The organism is Hirschia baltica ATCC 49814, from assembly GCF_000023785.1.
GTDB classification, from domain to species: Bacteria; Pseudomonadota; Alphaproteobacteria; order Caulobacterales; family Hyphomonadaceae; genus Hirschia; species Hirschia baltica.
On the sequence record NC_012982.1, the window covers coordinates 2,392,949 to 2,409,450 of the forward strand.

Genomic DNA, 16,502 nt, shown 5'->3' on the forward strand with positions numbered 1-16,502 from the left:
CCGACAAATTTTGGTTCCAAATGTTTCGCAGTCTTATTTTTCAAAGCGGAAATTGAACCATGACTTTCAAACCATCCAATCAACTTGTAGGTTTCGCGCTCGCCGCTATTGGTGCCACTTTGTTTTCTACAAAAGCACTCGTTATCAAATTGGCATTTATCCAGGGTGCTAGTGTCGAGCTGATGATGGTTTTAAGAATGGGTTTTTCACTACCTATTTTTATAACTGTCGGCTTTTTAGCGTGGCGCAAGCAAAAACATAAAGGTATTGCCCTAACTCCAATTCGCATCTTCCAAACATGCGCATTAGGGATATTGAGTTACTATGTTTGCACATGGTTGGACTTTGAAAGTCTGCACTATATTTCTGCACAATTAGAGCGATTGATACTGTTTTTATATCCAACTTTTACAGCTCTTTTTGCTTGGATATTCTTAAAAGACAAACTCACAATCCGACACATAACTGCGCTGGCATTTTCATATGTTGGTGTCGCCATTCTTATTGGACCAGAACATCAGCAATTTGGTAATTCAGCATTGTGGGGTGCTAGTCTTGTACTCCTCGCCGCCATTTTGTTTGCAGCCTATGTCACTCTATCCAAAGCAACCATAACGGCAATCGGATCACCTCTTTTCACATCAATTGCCATGTCAGCAGCTGCAATCGCAATCATGATACACTTCATATGCGAAGCGAGTTTGGGTGTTGAACAGATAGAAATATCAACTGAAATCTTCTGTTATGGGATCTTTCTTGCGATTTTCTGTACAGCAATTCCAGCCTTTGCCATGTCTGAAGCAATTTCACGCATAGGCCCAGGTCTAGCCAGCGCTTTGGGCGGTCTAGGTCCGGCAGTAACGGCCATTCTAGCGGTATGGATATTAAATGAACCCTTTGGTTGGCCACATTTTATCGCACTTGTATTCGCAATTTCGGGCGCAATGATACTCGTCATGATGCCCAAACAAGAACAAACTTCACCTAAATTGAACATCAAAAGAGACACCGAATATGACTAATTTTTCTTCTGCTCAGCAAAACTTCATCACGGCCCTTAAAGCCCCTGATTTTATGTTCGAAACGACATTAGAATTCATTGAAACTTGGTATGAATTTACGCCAACGGCTTTCACAAATGGCAAAGTTGAGAATAACGCTTCTGAAAACCAAGGGAGCTGTAAAATTTTCGCCCTCCAAAAGCTGCTTAACCTTACCACAGAACAAACGCTGCTCTCTTTTGGTCAGCACTATAGAGATGTGCTAAAAACACCCAACGCAGAGAACCATTTTAATTTAAGAACCGTCGTAAATAACAATTCGGTTGATGTTGAGTTTGAGAGCTTTCCTTTGAAACTCAAATAGCCTTACATCACACTGGATCAACCCATTCGAGCATTGAGGATCAAGCCTTTGAAGAAAATTCTGTTTGGAATAACGATAGCCTTGTTTCTCAATGCCTGCGCAATGCATACGCCTGTCGACAATATTACGACCGTGTATTTAGTTCGCCATGCTGAAAAAGAAAATGACGGCACGAAGGATCCATGCCTCAACCTGCAAGGACAAGCCCGCGCAACTTATCTTGCCCAGCTGCTAAATGACGTAAAATTTGACGCAATATATTCAACACCCTATCGGCGCACGACTGAAACAGCTGCGCCGGTCTTCGCTCAATCAGGGTTAGTTAGCCTCACATCCTATGCAGGCAATGATCTTGAAGACGTCGCGCAGATGATAAACACCAAGCAAGGCACATATCTCATTGTTGGGCACAGCAATACAACGCCTCAATTAGTCAGCATTCTCATAAAACGCGAAGTTCCACCGCTTAAAGAAAGTGATTTTGACCGCCTCTACAAAGTAACGCTGCATTCTGACGGTGACACTCACTTAGAAATGCTGCCCTACACGCCCCCTTCCTAACACCCTATCTCACGACATTTCGTCTCTCCTACAGGCACTGGCTAAATAGTGTTTGACGTTTATCGATAAACATGTACTTTATATTTTAAAGTTCTTTATGCGGAGACAAAATAATGACCACAACCAGTGCTTTCGAAGATTTAAGTTATTTGCGCGCTCTTGCTGAAGAAGGCGCAGCAGCCCCCAGTATTAATGGGCGCTATTACATCACCTTTGGTTTTTTAAGCGCGATAGCTCTGGCAGCAACTTGGGCAATTGCGAGCGGCCTCACAAGCTTAGATGTCTCAGCAACAGCATTTGTTTGGCTTAGCTATATTGCTGTGACGCCGCTAGCACTTTTCCTCTTAAGTAAATCAGCAGGAACAAAATCGGGTTTCAAATCAGCAGGTAACCGCGTTACTCGGCTGTTCTGGCTCACAGTTTCTCCAGCTATCTTTTCAATCTGGGGTGCCCTTTCAATTGCAGCGCTCTTTCGAGATGTACCCATCATAATATTCAATATGTTGCCTATTATCGCTTTCTTTGCGTATGGCGTTATCTACATGGTAGAAGCCAGTTTAGAAAATGTATCTTGGAAACGCTTTGCGGGACTGGCTGGCCTCGCTTCAGCATTTGTAATGGCGTTGTTCATTGGCATACCAGAAGCCTATCTAGGCGCTGCAATAGCCACACTACTCATCGGTGTAATTCCCGGAGCAATAATGATGCGCCGTGAACCAAAAGAAGTGGTGTAAGCTTTAGAATGAGCGAGAACCCATTTGACCATGGCGAGATAAATGATCTCATTCACTCTCGCCTTCGCTTAGGCGTCATGGCCTATCTATCTACAGCCCACGCCGCCATATTTGGAGAATTAAAAGCCAAGGTAAATGCAAGCGACGGTAATCTATCTGTGCAACTCAAAAAATTAGAAGAGGCTGGCTATATCACTATCGAAAAAAAGTTTGTCGGCAAGAAGCCACAAACCACTGCCATCCTAACAGATAAAGGCCGTCAAGCTTGGCTAGCGTACCTTGCGCATATGAGGTCCATGCTCGATGCAGCAGAATAATAAGCAAAGAAGCCCGCGATCAGAAAATCGCGGGCTTCTTATTATCAGCTGTATTAAAAGCTGAATTACATTTGCATTGTCCAACCTTCAACGCCCATCGCAGCCTGACGAACTGCTTCTGATTGCGTTGGGTGTGCGTGGCATGTACGTGCAATATCTTCTGATGAAGCTTTAAACTCCATAGCAATACAAACTTCGGCAATCATCTCACCAACACCTGTACCAACCATGTGCGCACCCAGCACTTCATCAGTTGTCGCATCTGCGATGATCTTCACAAAACCATCTGTTGTGTGATTACAGCGTGCACGTGAGTTTGCCATGAATGGGAATTTACCCACTTTGTATTTCACGCCAGCAGCTTTGAGATCTTCTTCTGTCTTACCAACCCAAGCAATTTCAGGACTTGTGTAAACAACACCCGGTACGAGATCATAATTCACGTGCCCTGCTTTACCCGCGATGAGTTCAGCAACAGCAGCGCCATCATCTTCAGCTTTGTGCGCAAGCATTGGCCCAGTTGTTGTGTCACCAATAACCCAAACGCCGTCAGCGCCTGTCTTAAAGTGGTTGTTTTCAATGACGCCGCGCTGGTTTGGCGTAATGCCAACTGTTTCAAGACCAAGACCCTCTGTGTAAGGCTTACGGCCAATCGCGACCAAAACAACATCAGCATCAATCACTTCAGGATCACCGCCTTGTGCCGGCTCCATCGTCAATTTGAGTTTTGATTTTAGTTTTTCAACGCCAGTCACTTTCTGACCGAGTTTGAACGTCATGCCTTGCTTGGTCAAAATTTTCTGAGCTGTCTTAGCAACTTCCATATCCGACCCTGGAATGATGCGGTCAAGATATTCGACAACAGTAACTTCAGCGCCAAGACGAGACCAAACGGAACCAAGCTCAAGCCCGATAACACCAGCACCGATAACGATCATTTTCTTCGGTACACTAGAAAGGCTCAATGCCCCTGTTGACGTCACAATACGTTCTTCATCAACAGCAATGTTCGGCAAGTTAGTTGGAACAGACCCTGTCGCAATCACAATGTTTTTTGCTGAAAGTTCAGCCGCGTCCTTGCCTTCAACAACCACTTTACCAGCACCAGCAATGCGGCCTGTACCATTGAAGACTTTGACTTTGTTCTTCTTCATCAAGAAAGCGACACCTTCAGTCAGGCCTTTTACCGCTTCTTCCTTTTGCTTAAGCATTTGAGGAAGGTTCAATTTGACCGTGCCAGTCTCAATGCCAAGGCTTGCAAAATTGTTTTTTGCTTCATCAAAAAGTTCAGACGCGTGAAGCATGGCTTTTGAAGGAATACATCCAACATTCAGACATGTTCCGCCAAGGGTAGAAGATTTTTCAATTATTGCTGTTTTCAAGCCCAACTGACCACAACGAATGGCACAGTTATAGCCACCAGGGCCGGCTCCGATTATGACGACATCAAAAGTCTCAGACATTGTTTTTCCTGTTTCCGCAATTGGGCAGAATTTGAACGATTTGTCGCGAACCTATACTTGCTTGCGGTAAGGTCAACATATCCTAAGGCCGCAAAGAGATTTGGTAGCGCTATAAAATACCGTTCCTGTAAAAAAAGTTGCATTCAACTGATATGTTGCAACAGGTTTCGTAAATCTAACACTAATTTTGCTGCCTCTACACAGAAGGTCGCTTAGATAATTTTGGGGCAATCCAGATCATACACATTGTCCCAGCCGACATCAAAAATGCTATCGGGATTTTTATCCAAAGCGGAAATATCGCAAATATCGCGCCGTACACTAATGCACCAAGAACAATGATAATCGTTGCTACAATCCACGCAGGCAAGTGACTTTTCAGCCATGTCGCATTCTTTTTAGGACATAGAAAAACTGTAATAAAAACGCCTAGCCATAGCGCCAGAATCCACAACCCAATACCAACAATCATTCCTACACCCGCAACTTTGGCCATTAATAAAATAGTTACAGCCGCGATAAGCCCTAAAAAAGTTGCGATAATAGATTGCATAAATAGTCCCTTGAATGAGTTCTTTTTCTCATATCCCTTACACACCTGAATCCATATTGAAAACCATCAGAGCATAGTCCCAGTATTCAATGAGATGGCCATGCATTTTTGTATCGACGGCTCCCGGGAATAATTTCATCATCTATCATTTGAATTCGAGCATCGCCCTCACCTGTTGGTGAGATTTCCCTAACTTTAGATGCATCAATAATATAAGAGCGATGCACGCGGGATATCTCGACTCCGGCGGCCTGAAGCTGCTCTTCGATATTGGCCAAAGTTGAACGCGCCAATAATGTTTTATCTGCGGTACGGATTTCTACGTAATTTGCAGCTGCCTTTGCCCAAATAACATCTTCCGCATTGATCCATATCGTACGCCCACCACATTTAATTGTAATTCTCTTTTTTTCCTTGGCATCTTCTCTATTAACGCTCGTCTCCAGCTTCTTATGTTCCAACTCCCTAGAAAGCATGAAACCCAACATCAATATTGAAAACGTAATTAAATCTTTGCGATATTCATAGAAAAATGTCTCAAAAACATTGGCATGAAACGAATATTCTTGCCCTACGGCGATGGGATAAATAGTTAGGCGAATTAATTTCATCCCTAAAATATGAAGTAGAGAAAAAGCCAAGCTCGCTATAATATATTTTGGAATCCAGACACTTTTGGATACACCTGCTATTGGATGAATCCGGTTAAAATACCCCAATAGTGGTAACAAGCAGCAAGTTGCTATTGCGCTACTTCCTTCATCAATCCAAGCAAGCAACACATTCGTTGAAACGCTTAAAATTTGATGGTCTACATTTCGCGAAAGCGCATTTACTATGAATGAACTCAAAATTAGAACAGCAAATACAATAGATGAATTTTGTTCACTAATACGATCGGTTCTGAGAGCGTTTTGAATATCAATTTGAGACATGTTCACATTTGTGCCTAGAACAACAGATTTGCACAAGTATCGCACATCAAATTTCGTCCCCAAATTCCCACCATTTGTCCCTCAACACTTATTCCGACACGCCTCTCATCACAAAAATCCGAAAATCTATCACTTCATACTCGCGCAATATGAAAACTCGTTTTTTCCTAAATTCAGATTTATCAAAAGAATGGAAAAAACATATGACAGCAACATCCTATACTCGCCGTTATGATTTAGATTGGTTGCGAGTTATCGCATTTGCCCTGTTGATTTTTTATCATGTAGGTATGTTTTATGTGAGCTGGGACTGGCATGTAAAAAGCCAATACGCTTCAACATCAGCTGAATGGCTGATGGAGCTTCTCAACCCATGGCGATTGGCTCTATTGTTTTTTATATCTGGAGTCGCTTTACGGTTTGCAGCGGATAAAATGAGTTTATCCAGTCTTTTGGGGCGACGTATCTATCGCTTAGGTTTGCCTATGGTGTTTGGAATGGCTGTGATCGTCATGCCGCAATCCTATTTTCAAATGCGGCAAGCTGGACTGATTGAACAAGGCATGCTGCATTATTGGCAACATATATATCTAAATTTCAATGATCCGCTTCCACTGACAACACCAACATGGAACCATTTATGGTATGTAATTTATCTATTGGTGTACTCCCTAATTCTAACACCTATATATGCCCTGCTAAAGCATTTCAGCACCCGCATCAATCTACCTTCAATTCACCAACAGCCGATAATATTAGGCCTATCTCTGCTAGTAATAATACCTCTACCTTTCATTCTATTTTCGATATTTCTAGACCCACTATTTCCTACAACACATGCCCTATCCGACGATTGGGCCAATCATGCACATCGGTTTACAATATTTCTAATTGGGTTTTCTGTTGCAAAGTCTAGTCTATTTTGGCGTGCAATCTCTAGAAGCTGGAAATTTTGGGGTGTTGGCGTTCTCGCGCTTGTGATTTGGGCAAACGCAATGATTGAAGGCTTGATACCCACACCTAGTTTTATGTCTGACAATTTAGAAGATAGCTTGGAAGTGTATTATGCATGGGGTGTAATTGTTACTCTGCTTGGTGCAGCTCAACATTATCTGAACAAGCCCAGTACAATACTGACCTACCTTAATCAGGCAATTTTTCCATACTTCATCTTACACCAAACGCTTATCATCTCTGCTGGTTACATTCTCACCCAACTAAACCTTGGAATATGGGCTGAATTTGCCGGTGTATTAGTGATAACAACAGCAGGCTGCCTCCTGCTAGAACGCATTATTCGATATATTAAGCCAATTCGTCCATTATTTGGTTTGAATTAGAGATATCAAACTTCTTTTTGCGCAAGATAGAGACCTATTGCCATCACCAATAAACCAAGTGCACGTTTGGGGGTGATGGTAGATTTTATAGCACCAAACAGCCCAAAATGATCGATGGTCGTTGCGCTGAGAAGTTGCCCCAACAAAATTATGAAAATCGCATTTCCAACCCCAATTCGTGGTGCAGCCCACGTGATTGAAGTAATATAAAATACAAATAAAACACCACCTAGAAAATAGACTGTTGGAATAGTTTTAAAGTGCCCAATAACTAGAAGGTCACCAATACCACCCGAAGCAAGAAGTACCAGACTACTGGTCAAAAATGTTACGCCCGTCAGTACAACGACCGCAGCTAATGGATTCGACAAACGAACACCTAAGCCTGCGTTCAGGTTTGCCATCATTGGGATGCCAAACCCCGCTGCTAACATCAGCAATGTCGTACCGATAAGAAAATTAGAAATCGTCATAACAGCCTCTAAATACAAAAAGCTCCGCTAAAATTTATTCAGCGGAGCTTTTTCAATTCGTTCAATCCATCTGACCTTTAGAGGTCAAGCAATAAACGCTCTGGGTCTTCCAAATTCTCTTTCACGCGCACCAAGAATGTCACCGCTTCCTTACCATCCACAATTCTGTGGTCATATGATAATGCCAGATACATCATTGGACGGATTTTAACTTCACCATTGATAGCAACTGGACGCTGCTCAATGCGGTGCATACCAAGCACACCAGATTGTGGTGGGTTCAAAATTGGTGTTGACATCATTGAGCCATACACACCGCCATTTGTAATTGTGAATGTACCGCCCTGAAGGTCAGACATTGCCAATTTACCGTCACGCGCAAGCTTCCCTAAACGACCAATTTCAGCTTCGATTTGCGCCAAGCTCATTTGATCCGCATCACGAACAACTGGTGTCACAAGACCTTTATCTGTCCCTACAGCCATCGAAATGTCGTAGTAGTTTTTATAGATAAGATCTGTCCCATCAATTTCAGCGTTAACTGCAGGAAGTTCTTTAAGGGCGTGCGTCACAGCTTTTGTGAAGAAAGACATGAAACCAAGTTTCACACCGTGTTTTTCCAAGAACAAGTCCTTGTACTTTTTACGAATTGCCATGACTTCAGTCAAATCAACATCGTTAAATGTTGTCAGCATGGCTGCAGTGTTTTGAGCTTCTTTCAATCGACGTGCAATTGTCTGACGCAGACGTGTCATTTTCACACGTTCTTCACGTGGACCTGTTGCACGTGGTGCAGACGGTGCAGCGGCTGGCGCAGGCTTAGACTCGCCATTTGCAACAAAATTCAATGCATCACCTTTCGTTGCACGACCATCGCGGCCAGTTCCAGGAATATCAGATGGGTTCACATTATTCTCAGCTGAGATGCGACGCACAGACGGCGCAACAGCCGCGCTTGAATCTGCAGATGCAGAAGAAGCTGCTGGCGCAGATGCTGGAGCTGCAGCAGGAGCGGCGCTCGCAGAGGCACCCGCTGCAATGATAGCGATCTCCGTTCCGATTCCAACAGTTGTACCTTCTGCGATCAGCGTCTCTGACAACACACCCGCAACTGGAGCCGGCACTTCTATCGCAACCTTGTCAGTTTCAATTTCAGCAATCGGGTCATCAACAGCAACAGCATCACCAGGTTGCTTCAACCACTGAGACAATGTTCCTTCAGTTACACTTTCGCCCATGGCAGGCACAGCAACTTTAACTTGCTCACCAGAGCCGCTTGTTGCAGCAGGTGCTGCTGATGTAGCAGCCGGCGCAGAAGCTGGCTCTGCTTTAGCGCCGTCACCAGCACTGATACGTCCGAGAAGTGCGCCAATCTCGACGTTATCACCCTCTTTCGCCAAAATTTCTGTCAACACACCATCTTCAGCAGCTGATACTTCAACAGAAACTTTATCAGTTTCCAATTCAACAAGCACTTCATCCTTAGCGACTGCATCACCTGGCGCTTTTGACCAAGAACCAACCGTTGCTTCGGTAACACTTTCGCCCAATACTGGGACCGTAATATCGGCCATCTTGACCTCCTTCAAACGTCCTATTCGGACGTGTTACTCTTCAAATGCCGCATCAAGAAATGCAGCTAGTTCTTTTTTGTGTAGGCTCATAGTACCTGCCGCTGTTGAAGCAGAAGCTGCTCGACCTACATAACGCGCTCTCGTTGACTTAGCTTCAAGTCGCTCAAGCACACGCTCTATATTTGGATCAACGAAAGTCCAAGCACCCATATTTTTGGGCTCTTCCTGACACCACACCATGTCTGCATTCTTGAACCGTTTCAACTCATCCATTAGTGGACCAACCGGAAATGGATAAAGCTGCTCGAGGCGCAATAGATACACATCATTGATGCCCCGTTTTTCACGTTCTTCAAAAAGATCGTAATAAACTTTACCGGAACACATGATAACACGACGAATTTTATCGTCTTTTACCAATTCAACCTTCGCTTTACGGCCTTCTGTTTCCGCATCATCCCAAAGGACACGGTGGAAAGAAGATCCTTCAGCCATGTCAACCAATGCTGATGTTGCCAATTTGTGGCGCAGCAAAGATTTAGGCGTCATTAGAATAAGCGGTTTACGGAAATCGCGGTGAATCTGACGACGTAGAATGTGGAAATAGTTTGCCGGCGTCGTACAGTTTGCGACCTGCATGTTATCTTGAGCACAAAGCTGCAAGAAACGTTCAAGACGCGCTGATGAGTGCTCTGGCCCTTGCCCCTCATATCCATGAGGTAGCAAACAGACGAGACCTGACATACGCAGCCATTTACGTTCACCACAAGATAGGAATTGGTCAAATACGACCTGCGCCCCATTGGCGAAATCACCAAATTGCGCTTCCCATAGTGTCAAAGTATTCGGAGCAGCCAGAGAATAACCATACTCATAACCAAGCACAGCTTCTTCAGATAGAAGCGAATCTATGACTTCATAATCAGCTTGTTCATGACGCAAAGAACGAAGCGGCGTGTAACGCAACTCAGTTTTCTGGTCGACAATGTGAGAGTGTCTCTGAGAGAATGTTCCACGACCGGAATCCTGACCGGACAAGCGAACAGGGAAACCTTCTGATAAAAGAGACCCGTAAGCCAGCATTTCGGCTGTCGCCCAATCAACGCCCTGACCTGTCGCGATCATTTTCGCACGCTGATCATACACTTTTTTCACAGTCTTGTGTGCGTTCACAGAGTTTGGAATGCGTGTGAGCTGACCACCAATATTTTTCAGGCGCTCCATCTCAAGTGATGTTTTACCACGACGATCATCCTGAGCAGGTAGACCAAGACCAGACCAAGCTCCATCGAGCCAATCTGCAGTGTCAGCCTTATATGTTTTACCTGCTTCAAACTCTTCATCAAGGAAAGCTTCAAGATCAGCAACAATCTGATCGACGCCTTCTTGAGTAATAACACCGCGCTTGATCAAATCATCTGAATAGATCTCACGTGTCGTTTTTTGGCCTTTAATCTTATTATACATTAAAGGCTGCGTGAACATGGGTTCATCGCCTTCATTGTGACCGAAACGACGGTAACAGAACATGTCGATGACGACGTCTTTACCAAATTTCTGACGATATTCAGTCGCTACTTTAGCAGCGTGCACAACAGCTTCAGGATCATCACCATTCACGTGGAAAATCGGTGCTTGAACTTGCAATGCAACATCTGTCGGATAAGGAGACGAACGAGAATATTTCGGGCTCGTTGTAAATCCAATCTGGTTATTCACGATAAAGTGGATTGTTCCACCTGTGCGATATCCAGAAAGACCAGACAAAGCGAAACACTCAGAAACAACACCCTGACCAGCAAATGCCGCATCACCGTGTAGTAGCAAAGGCATAACCTTCGTCCGTTCGGCAGCACGATCTTCTTGCAAGTCAAAGCTTTGTTTTGCACGGGCTTTACCAAGCACAACCGGGTTCACAGCTTCAAGGTGAGATGGGTTCGCTGTCAAAGACAAGTGAACCTTGTTTCCGTCAAACTCACGGTCTGAAGACGCACCGAGGTGATATTTCACATCCCCAGAGCCAAATTCTTCAGCACCTTGTGTGTTTCCGCCTTGGAATTCGTTGAAAATAATGTGGTATGGCTTACCCATAACAGCCGCAAGAACGTTCAAGCGACCACGGTGAGGCATTCCAAGAATGATCTCATCGACACCCAGCGCACCACCCCGCTTAATGATCTGCTCAAGGGCCGGCACAGCTGCCTCACCACCATCAAGACCAAAACGTTTTGTACCCGGATAACGTTTGTGAAGGAAACGCTCAAATGTTTCAGCTTCGAGAAGCTTCGTCAAAATCGCGATACTGCCTTCCGGCGTAAACTCAATTTCTTTGTCTTCGCCTTCAATACGCTGTTGAAGCCAACCTTTTTCATCAGGGTCAGAAATGTGCATAAATTGCACACCGAAAGTCGAACAATAAGTCCGTCTCAGAATTTCCAGAATTTTACGCGGTGAGGCATATTCAAGCCCCAGCACATGATCAATATAGATCTCACGATCCATATCAGCTTCCGAAAATCCATATGATTTTGGATCTAATTCTGGGTGCTCAGTTGGCTTTTCGATACCAAGAGGATCAAGATTCGCCGCAAGATGCCCACGAATACGGTAGGCACGGATCATCATCAAAGCTTTGATGGAATCCTGAACTTGTTGATTAACTTGTTCTTTGGAGACACCACCTGAAACTGGAGCCCCAGCAGGAGCAGGCGCAGTTTTGCCTTTCGCCTCAAGCTTGGATTTCAGGACAGGCTCAATCTTGGCCCAATCCCCATCCAGCGCAGAAATCAATTCATCTGATTTTGCTTTTGGCCAGTTTTTGTTTGACCAAGCAGGACCAGCAGCGGCTTGCTTTGTTGCAAGTGCGGGATCACCGACCTCATCAAAAAATTTCTGCCAGTCTGGCGTAAGGGATGCTGCATCATCCACATACTGAGCATAAAGCTGCTCTATATAAACTGCATTTCCTCCAGAGAGGAAATCTGTATCCAACATTGCAGCGTTCTCTGGAGAACGCTCTTTATCTGCCGATGCCGACTGGCTCGTCATGGTTATCGTCCTTAGAACAAGTCCGGCCAGACTGGATATATTAAAGCTCCCGCCTGGCCGCCTTGTGGTTTCGTTACTTTAGCCCTTAAGCACTTCAGTCATTGTCACACCGAGACGTGCAGGACTTGGTGAAACAGTAATACCTGCTTCTTCCATTGCTGCGATTTTGTCTTCAGCGCCACCTTTACCACCAGATACAATTGCACCAGCGTGGCCCATAGTCCGGCCTGGAGGTGCAGTACGACCCGCGATAAAGCCAACCATAGGCTTTTTGCGACCTTTTTTAGCTTCATCCTTCAAGAACTGAGCGGCTTCTTCTTCGGCTGAACCACCGATTTCACCGATCATGATGATGGATTCTGTTTCATCGTCAGCCAAGAACATTTCTAAAACGTCAATAAACTCGGTTCCCTTAACAGGGTCACCACCGATACCTACCGCAGAAGTTTGACCAAGGCCTTCAACACTTGTCTGATAAACAGCTTCGTATGTCAGCGTCCCTGAACGTGAAACCACTCCCACGCTACCTTTTTTGAATATAGAACCTGGCATAATACCGATTTTACATTGCTCAGGTGTCATAAGACCTGGACAGTTAGGTCCGATCAAACGTGACTTTGATTTGTCGAGCTTGGCTTTCACATCAACCATGTCGAGTACTGGAACACCTTCAGTGATACAAACGATCAATGGGATTTCAGCTTCGATAGCTTCGATGATAGCAGCACCACAACCAGCTGGCGGCACATAAATCACAGAAGCATCAGCACCTGTTTTTTCTTTACCTTCAGCAACAGAAGCAAAAATTGGAAGTTCCTGACCTTTGTCAGATGTCCAGTTTGTGCCACCTTTTTTCGGGTGAATACCACCAACCATTTGAGTACCGAAGTAATCAAGAGCTTGGTTTGTGTGGAATGAACCGGTTTTACCAGTCATACCTTGTGTCAGGATCTTTGTATTTTTGTCGATAAGAATAGACATGTGACTTAAGCTCCCTTCACTGCAGCAACAATTTTTTGTGCAGCGTCATCAAGGTCGTTTGCTGGGATCACGTTCAAACCTGAGTTGGCGATGATCTCTTTACCTTTTTCCACGTTCGTCCCTTCAAGGCGGACAACCAATGGAACAGCAAGATTTGTTTCTTTAACGGCTTGAAGAACACCTTCAGCGATAACATCACATTTCATGATGCCACCGAAAATGTTGACCAAGATACCTTTAACAGCTGGGTCTTTCATAATGATTTTGAAAGCAGCTGCCACTTTTTCAGCGTTCGCACCACCACCAACATCACAGAAGTTAGCTGGTTCTTCGCCGTAAAGCTTGATGATGTCCATTGTGGCCATAGCAAGACCAGCACCGTTCACCATACAACCAATTGTTCCCTCAAGCGCGATGTACGCAAGGTCCCATTCAGAAGCTTCGATTTCTTTTTCGTCTTCTTCTGTCTTATCGCGCAATTCCATAATGTCTGGGTGACGGAACAATGCGTTTCCATCAAAAGACATTTTAGCATCTAGAACACGCAGACGCTCGTTTTCCATAACGATCAGCGGGTTCACTTCCAGCATGTCCATGTCTTTTTCAGTGAATGCTTTGTAAAGAATTCTTGAAAGAGCAATTCCGTCCTCGCGCGCTGTGCCTTCTAAGCCCAGAGCATCACAAAGAGACTCAGCAACAGCGTCAGTTACGCCAGCAACCGGATCAATTGTAATTGTCAGGATTTTCTCAGGAGTTGATTCCGCAACTTCCTCAATATCCATTCCACCTTCAGTCGAAGCCACAAATGCTGGCTGACCAGATGCACGGTCGACAAGAAGAGACAGATAAAGTTCTGTTTTAATGTCTGCGCCGTCTTCGATGTAAAGGCGGTTCACTTGCTTTCCAGCTGGCCCCGTTTGGTGCGTGACCAAAGTGTTGCCTAGCATTTGAGCTGCGTTAGAAATGACATCCTCTTTAGAGAAGGCCAGACGTACACCGCCCTTTTCGCCAGCTTCAGCTTCTTTAAATTTACCCTTACCACGGCCACCGGCGTGAATTTGGGATTTTACGACCCATAAAGGTCCTGGAAGTTTGTCAGCCGCAGCTGCCGCTTCATCTGCTGAAAAGATAGCAACACCGTCAGCGACGGGCGCGCCAAACTCTTTGAGAACGGCCTTAGCCTGATGCTCGTGAATATTCATAGAAAACCGCCTAAGCTAAGCGAGGAAATAGCCCCTAATTAGAGGCCGTTTATATCACTCAGCCCCCCGCTGACAACCGGACATTGGTGTACTTGAAGAGGATTATTAAGGCCTGATTAACTGTTAGGTAATTCGTTAGCGCTAACACGCCTATTCTGTCGCAAACGGATGACTCAAAAAAAATTATTTTTTTTCAGTCCGCGTATGACTTTTTTTCCAAATCAACGGCAAAAACCGAACAATCGCATCAGAACACACCCCTATTTACCTCTAGAATCAAGGCTTCGCTGGTGCTTTTTACGCGACTAAATCGACCATTTTAGACACCACTTTATTGTGACTGTTTGGCTTCAAAATCAGCCAAAACTCGACCAGAAATTAGCGGCAAAAGGAAACCTTCAAAGCACAAATCACGTAGCAAAAATTAGTCCTTACACGATTAAATCCAAGCCGCCGCATCCTCTATCCCGTGATTATCCAAAAGCTCTGCAACAAAGCGGATATGCGCACGCAATCGATACAAATCATCTGTGTAACTGTCTGGCACTTCCACCTTCGCCGTATCAGCTTGCAACTCGACCAGTTTACGACGTATTGCCCGTCGCTCACTATCTGTCTGAGCTAGGCGACCTTCTGCTTCCAGTGTGCGCAAATCTCTATACCAAACATAAATTTTACGACGTATTCTCCATCTGTAAATTGGCGGTCCTGCTCTCACAATTGGCACCATTAATGTGATCATCGGGATCAACAAAACCCATGCTCTATCCAGAAAATTGGCAACACCAAACGGAAAATATCGCCTTAGAAATGATGGACCGCGCTCATAATAACGCGATGCTTCTTTTGACAGTGGCAAGTCAGCAAAAATGGGTGTTGGAAATGATGCCGGTGCATTCAACAATGTGCCGCCTTTATGAATGGAATTCATCGCATCCAACAGCACCGCTTGAATTGCTGGATGAAGATCTTTCCTCACAACAACCTGCGCGACAGGCGATACAAGCTTCACATCCCTTGCAGGCAAATCTTCCTTTAAGCTTAAAGCACCGTCGGGAAGTATAATGTCCTTTAAGTATGGATGGCGACGCGCATAAGCGAGAGAACGCTCTATAGAAACGAGCTGTACGCCCGGTGTCCGCATTAGTTTCTTGATCCAGATCGCTTCGGGTCCAGCCACGAGAATAGCAGCATCGATACGTCCTTCTAGCAATTGCAGAGCGGCAGCATCGCCTCCAACATCTACGGCTGAATAATTGTCTGTAGTCAAACCATTGTCAGCCAATATGACATTCGCAAGCGCACGCGTCCCCGACCCTTCGCTACCAACAGCGACACGTTTACCCGCAAGGCCACGCAAATCTACTAATTGCTGATCTGAACGAATGAACACCCAAAGAGGCTCATAATAAATAGCGCCAAGAGAATACAGACTGTCCCCGTGACCAGCAGCCGCAATCCCTGTTTGCACAATCGCAGCTTCTACCTCGCCGGACAATAATCGCTCAAGATTATCGACAGATCCCGATGACTGGACAATTTCCAGCTCAACTCCGATTTCATTCAATTGTTTTTTATAAGCCATAGCGGTCGCGCTATATTCGCCGCCCAAAGCACCAGATGCCATCGTTATAGTTTTAGGTGGTGGCGGTTCAATAAGACTAAAAAGCCCCCAAATGCCTATAATGATAACAAAAATCGTCCACCAAAAGCGCTTAAGGAAAGCCTGCATATCTATTCAATCCCACTCAACGAAGCCTAAGTTATGCCAGATGTGACCTTATCTCTGTTTCACGTTCAAAATCCAGATGAAACATGATTAACATTGCAGCCTATTGCTATTGCTCCAACATAATCCCAATTTAACGATAAGAAGAATGAAAACTACCCACTTTCGAACACGGGATAAGTCTTATTCACCAGATAAATTAGAAAACAAAAACCATCATCACCAAG

The 16,502-nt window shown here is 44.8% G+C and carries 15 protein-coding genes; 6 read left to right on the forward strand and 9 right to left on the reverse strand.

Going from position 1 to position 16,502, the window contains the following annotated elements:
- The first annotated feature begins 59 nt into the window (after window positions 1-59).
- From HBAL_RS11260 to HBAL_RS11280, 5 genes are all read left to right on the forward strand, one after another.
- Window positions 60-1,022, forward strand: a complete 963-nt coding sequence (locus HBAL_RS11260) for a DMT family transporter (protein WP_015828064.1) — start codon at window positions 60-62, stop codon at window positions 1,020-1,022.
- The gene (locus HBAL_RS11265) at window positions 1,015-1,365 is read left to right on the forward strand and encodes a HopJ type III effector protein (protein WP_015828065.1); all 351 of its coding nucleotides are present in this window, start codon (window positions 1,015-1,017) and stop codon (window positions 1,363-1,365) included. The genes HBAL_RS11260 and HBAL_RS11265 overlap by 8 nt, the downstream gene beginning before the upstream one ends.
- A 48-nt stretch (window positions 1,366-1,413) precedes the next feature.
- Window positions 1,414-1,926 carry a SixA phosphatase family protein gene (locus tag HBAL_RS11270; protein ID WP_015828066.1) on the forward strand — a complete coding sequence of 171 codons (513 nt, stop codon included), beginning with the start codon at window positions 1,414-1,416 and terminating at the stop codon, window positions 1,924-1,926.
- 113 nt (window positions 1,927-2,039) lie between these two features.
- Window positions 2,040-2,660 carry a hypothetical protein gene (locus HBAL_RS11275; protein WP_015828067.1) on the forward strand — a complete coding sequence of 207 codons (621 nt, stop codon included), beginning with the start codon at window positions 2,040-2,042 and terminating at the stop codon, window positions 2,658-2,660.
- An 8-nt stretch (window positions 2,661-2,668) separates the two neighbouring features.
- Complete coding sequence (locus HBAL_RS11280; protein ID WP_015828068.1) at window positions 2,669-2,977, forward strand: winged helix-turn-helix domain-containing protein; 309 nt, start codon at window positions 2,669-2,671, stop codon at window positions 2,975-2,977.
- Window positions 2,978-3,042: 65 nt separating this feature from the next.
- Here HBAL_RS11280 and lpdA read toward each other — a convergent pair whose 3' ends face one another.
- The 3 genes from lpdA to HBAL_RS11295 all read right to left on the reverse strand — a co-directional run bounded on the left by lpdA (window position 3,043) and on the right by HBAL_RS11295 (window position 5,928).
- On the reverse strand, window positions 3,043-4,440 hold the full coding sequence (gene lpdA, locus HBAL_RS11285) for a dihydrolipoyl dehydrogenase (RefSeq protein WP_015828069.1): 1,398 nt from the start codon (window positions 4,438-4,440) through the stop codon (window positions 3,043-3,045).
- A gap of 196 nt (window positions 4,441-4,636) precedes the next feature.
- Window positions 4,637-4,993, reverse strand: a complete 357-nt coding sequence (locus HBAL_RS11290; protein WP_015828070.1) for a hypothetical protein — start codon at window positions 4,991-4,993, stop codon at window positions 4,637-4,639.
- Between the two features lie 86 nt (window positions 4,994-5,079).
- Entirely contained in the window at window positions 5,080-5,928 is an 849-nt protein-coding gene (locus HBAL_RS11295; RefSeq protein ID WP_015828071.1) for a LytR/AlgR family response regulator transcription factor, read from the reverse strand.
- 203 nt (window positions 5,929-6,131) lie between these two features.
- On the opposite strand from HBAL_RS11295, the gene HBAL_RS11300 reads away from it, so the two are divergent.
- Window positions 6,132-7,268: an acyltransferase family protein gene (locus HBAL_RS11300; RefSeq protein WP_015828072.1), complete on the forward strand. Its 1,137-nt coding sequence runs from the start codon at window positions 6,132-6,134 to the stop codon at window positions 7,266-7,268.
- Window positions 7,269-7,273: 5 nt separating this feature from the next.
- Here the strand turns inward: HBAL_RS11300 and HBAL_RS11305 are convergent, their stop codons facing one another.
- From HBAL_RS11305 to HBAL_RS11330, 6 genes are all read right to left on the reverse strand, one after another.
- Entirely contained in the window at window positions 7,274-7,741 is a 468-nt protein-coding gene (locus HBAL_RS11305; protein WP_015828073.1) for a DMT family transporter, read from the reverse strand.
- A 77-nt stretch (window positions 7,742-7,818) separates the two neighbouring features.
- Window positions 7,819-9,315, reverse strand: a complete 1,497-nt coding sequence (gene odhB / locus HBAL_RS11310; protein WP_015828074.1) for a 2-oxoglutarate dehydrogenase complex dihydrolipoyllysine-residue succinyltransferase — start codon at window positions 9,313-9,315, stop codon at window positions 7,819-7,821.
- 33 nt (window positions 9,316-9,348) lie between these two features.
- Window positions 9,349-12,363, reverse strand: a complete 3,015-nt coding sequence (locus tag HBAL_RS11315; protein WP_015828075.1) for a 2-oxoglutarate dehydrogenase E1 component — start codon at window positions 12,361-12,363, stop codon at window positions 9,349-9,351.
- Between the two features lie 78 nt (window positions 12,364-12,441).
- On the reverse strand, window positions 12,442-13,344 hold the full coding sequence (sucD, locus tag HBAL_RS11320) for a succinate--CoA ligase subunit alpha (protein WP_015828076.1): 903 nt from the start codon (window positions 13,342-13,344) through the stop codon (window positions 12,442-12,444).
- A gap of 5 nt (window positions 13,345-13,349) precedes the next feature.
- A complete protein-coding gene (sucC, locus tag HBAL_RS11325) occupies window positions 13,350-14,546 on the reverse strand; it encodes an ADP-forming succinate--CoA ligase subunit beta (RefSeq protein ID WP_015828077.1) in 1,197 nt (398 codons plus the stop codon).
- 439 nt (window positions 14,547-14,985) lie between these two features.
- The gene (locus HBAL_RS11330) at window positions 14,986-16,278 is read right to left on the reverse strand and encodes a TAXI family TRAP transporter solute-binding subunit (RefSeq protein ID WP_015828078.1); all 1,293 of its coding nucleotides are present in this window, start codon (window positions 16,276-16,278) and stop codon (window positions 14,986-14,988) included.
- Between the last annotated feature and the right edge of the window lie 224 nt (window positions 16,279-16,502).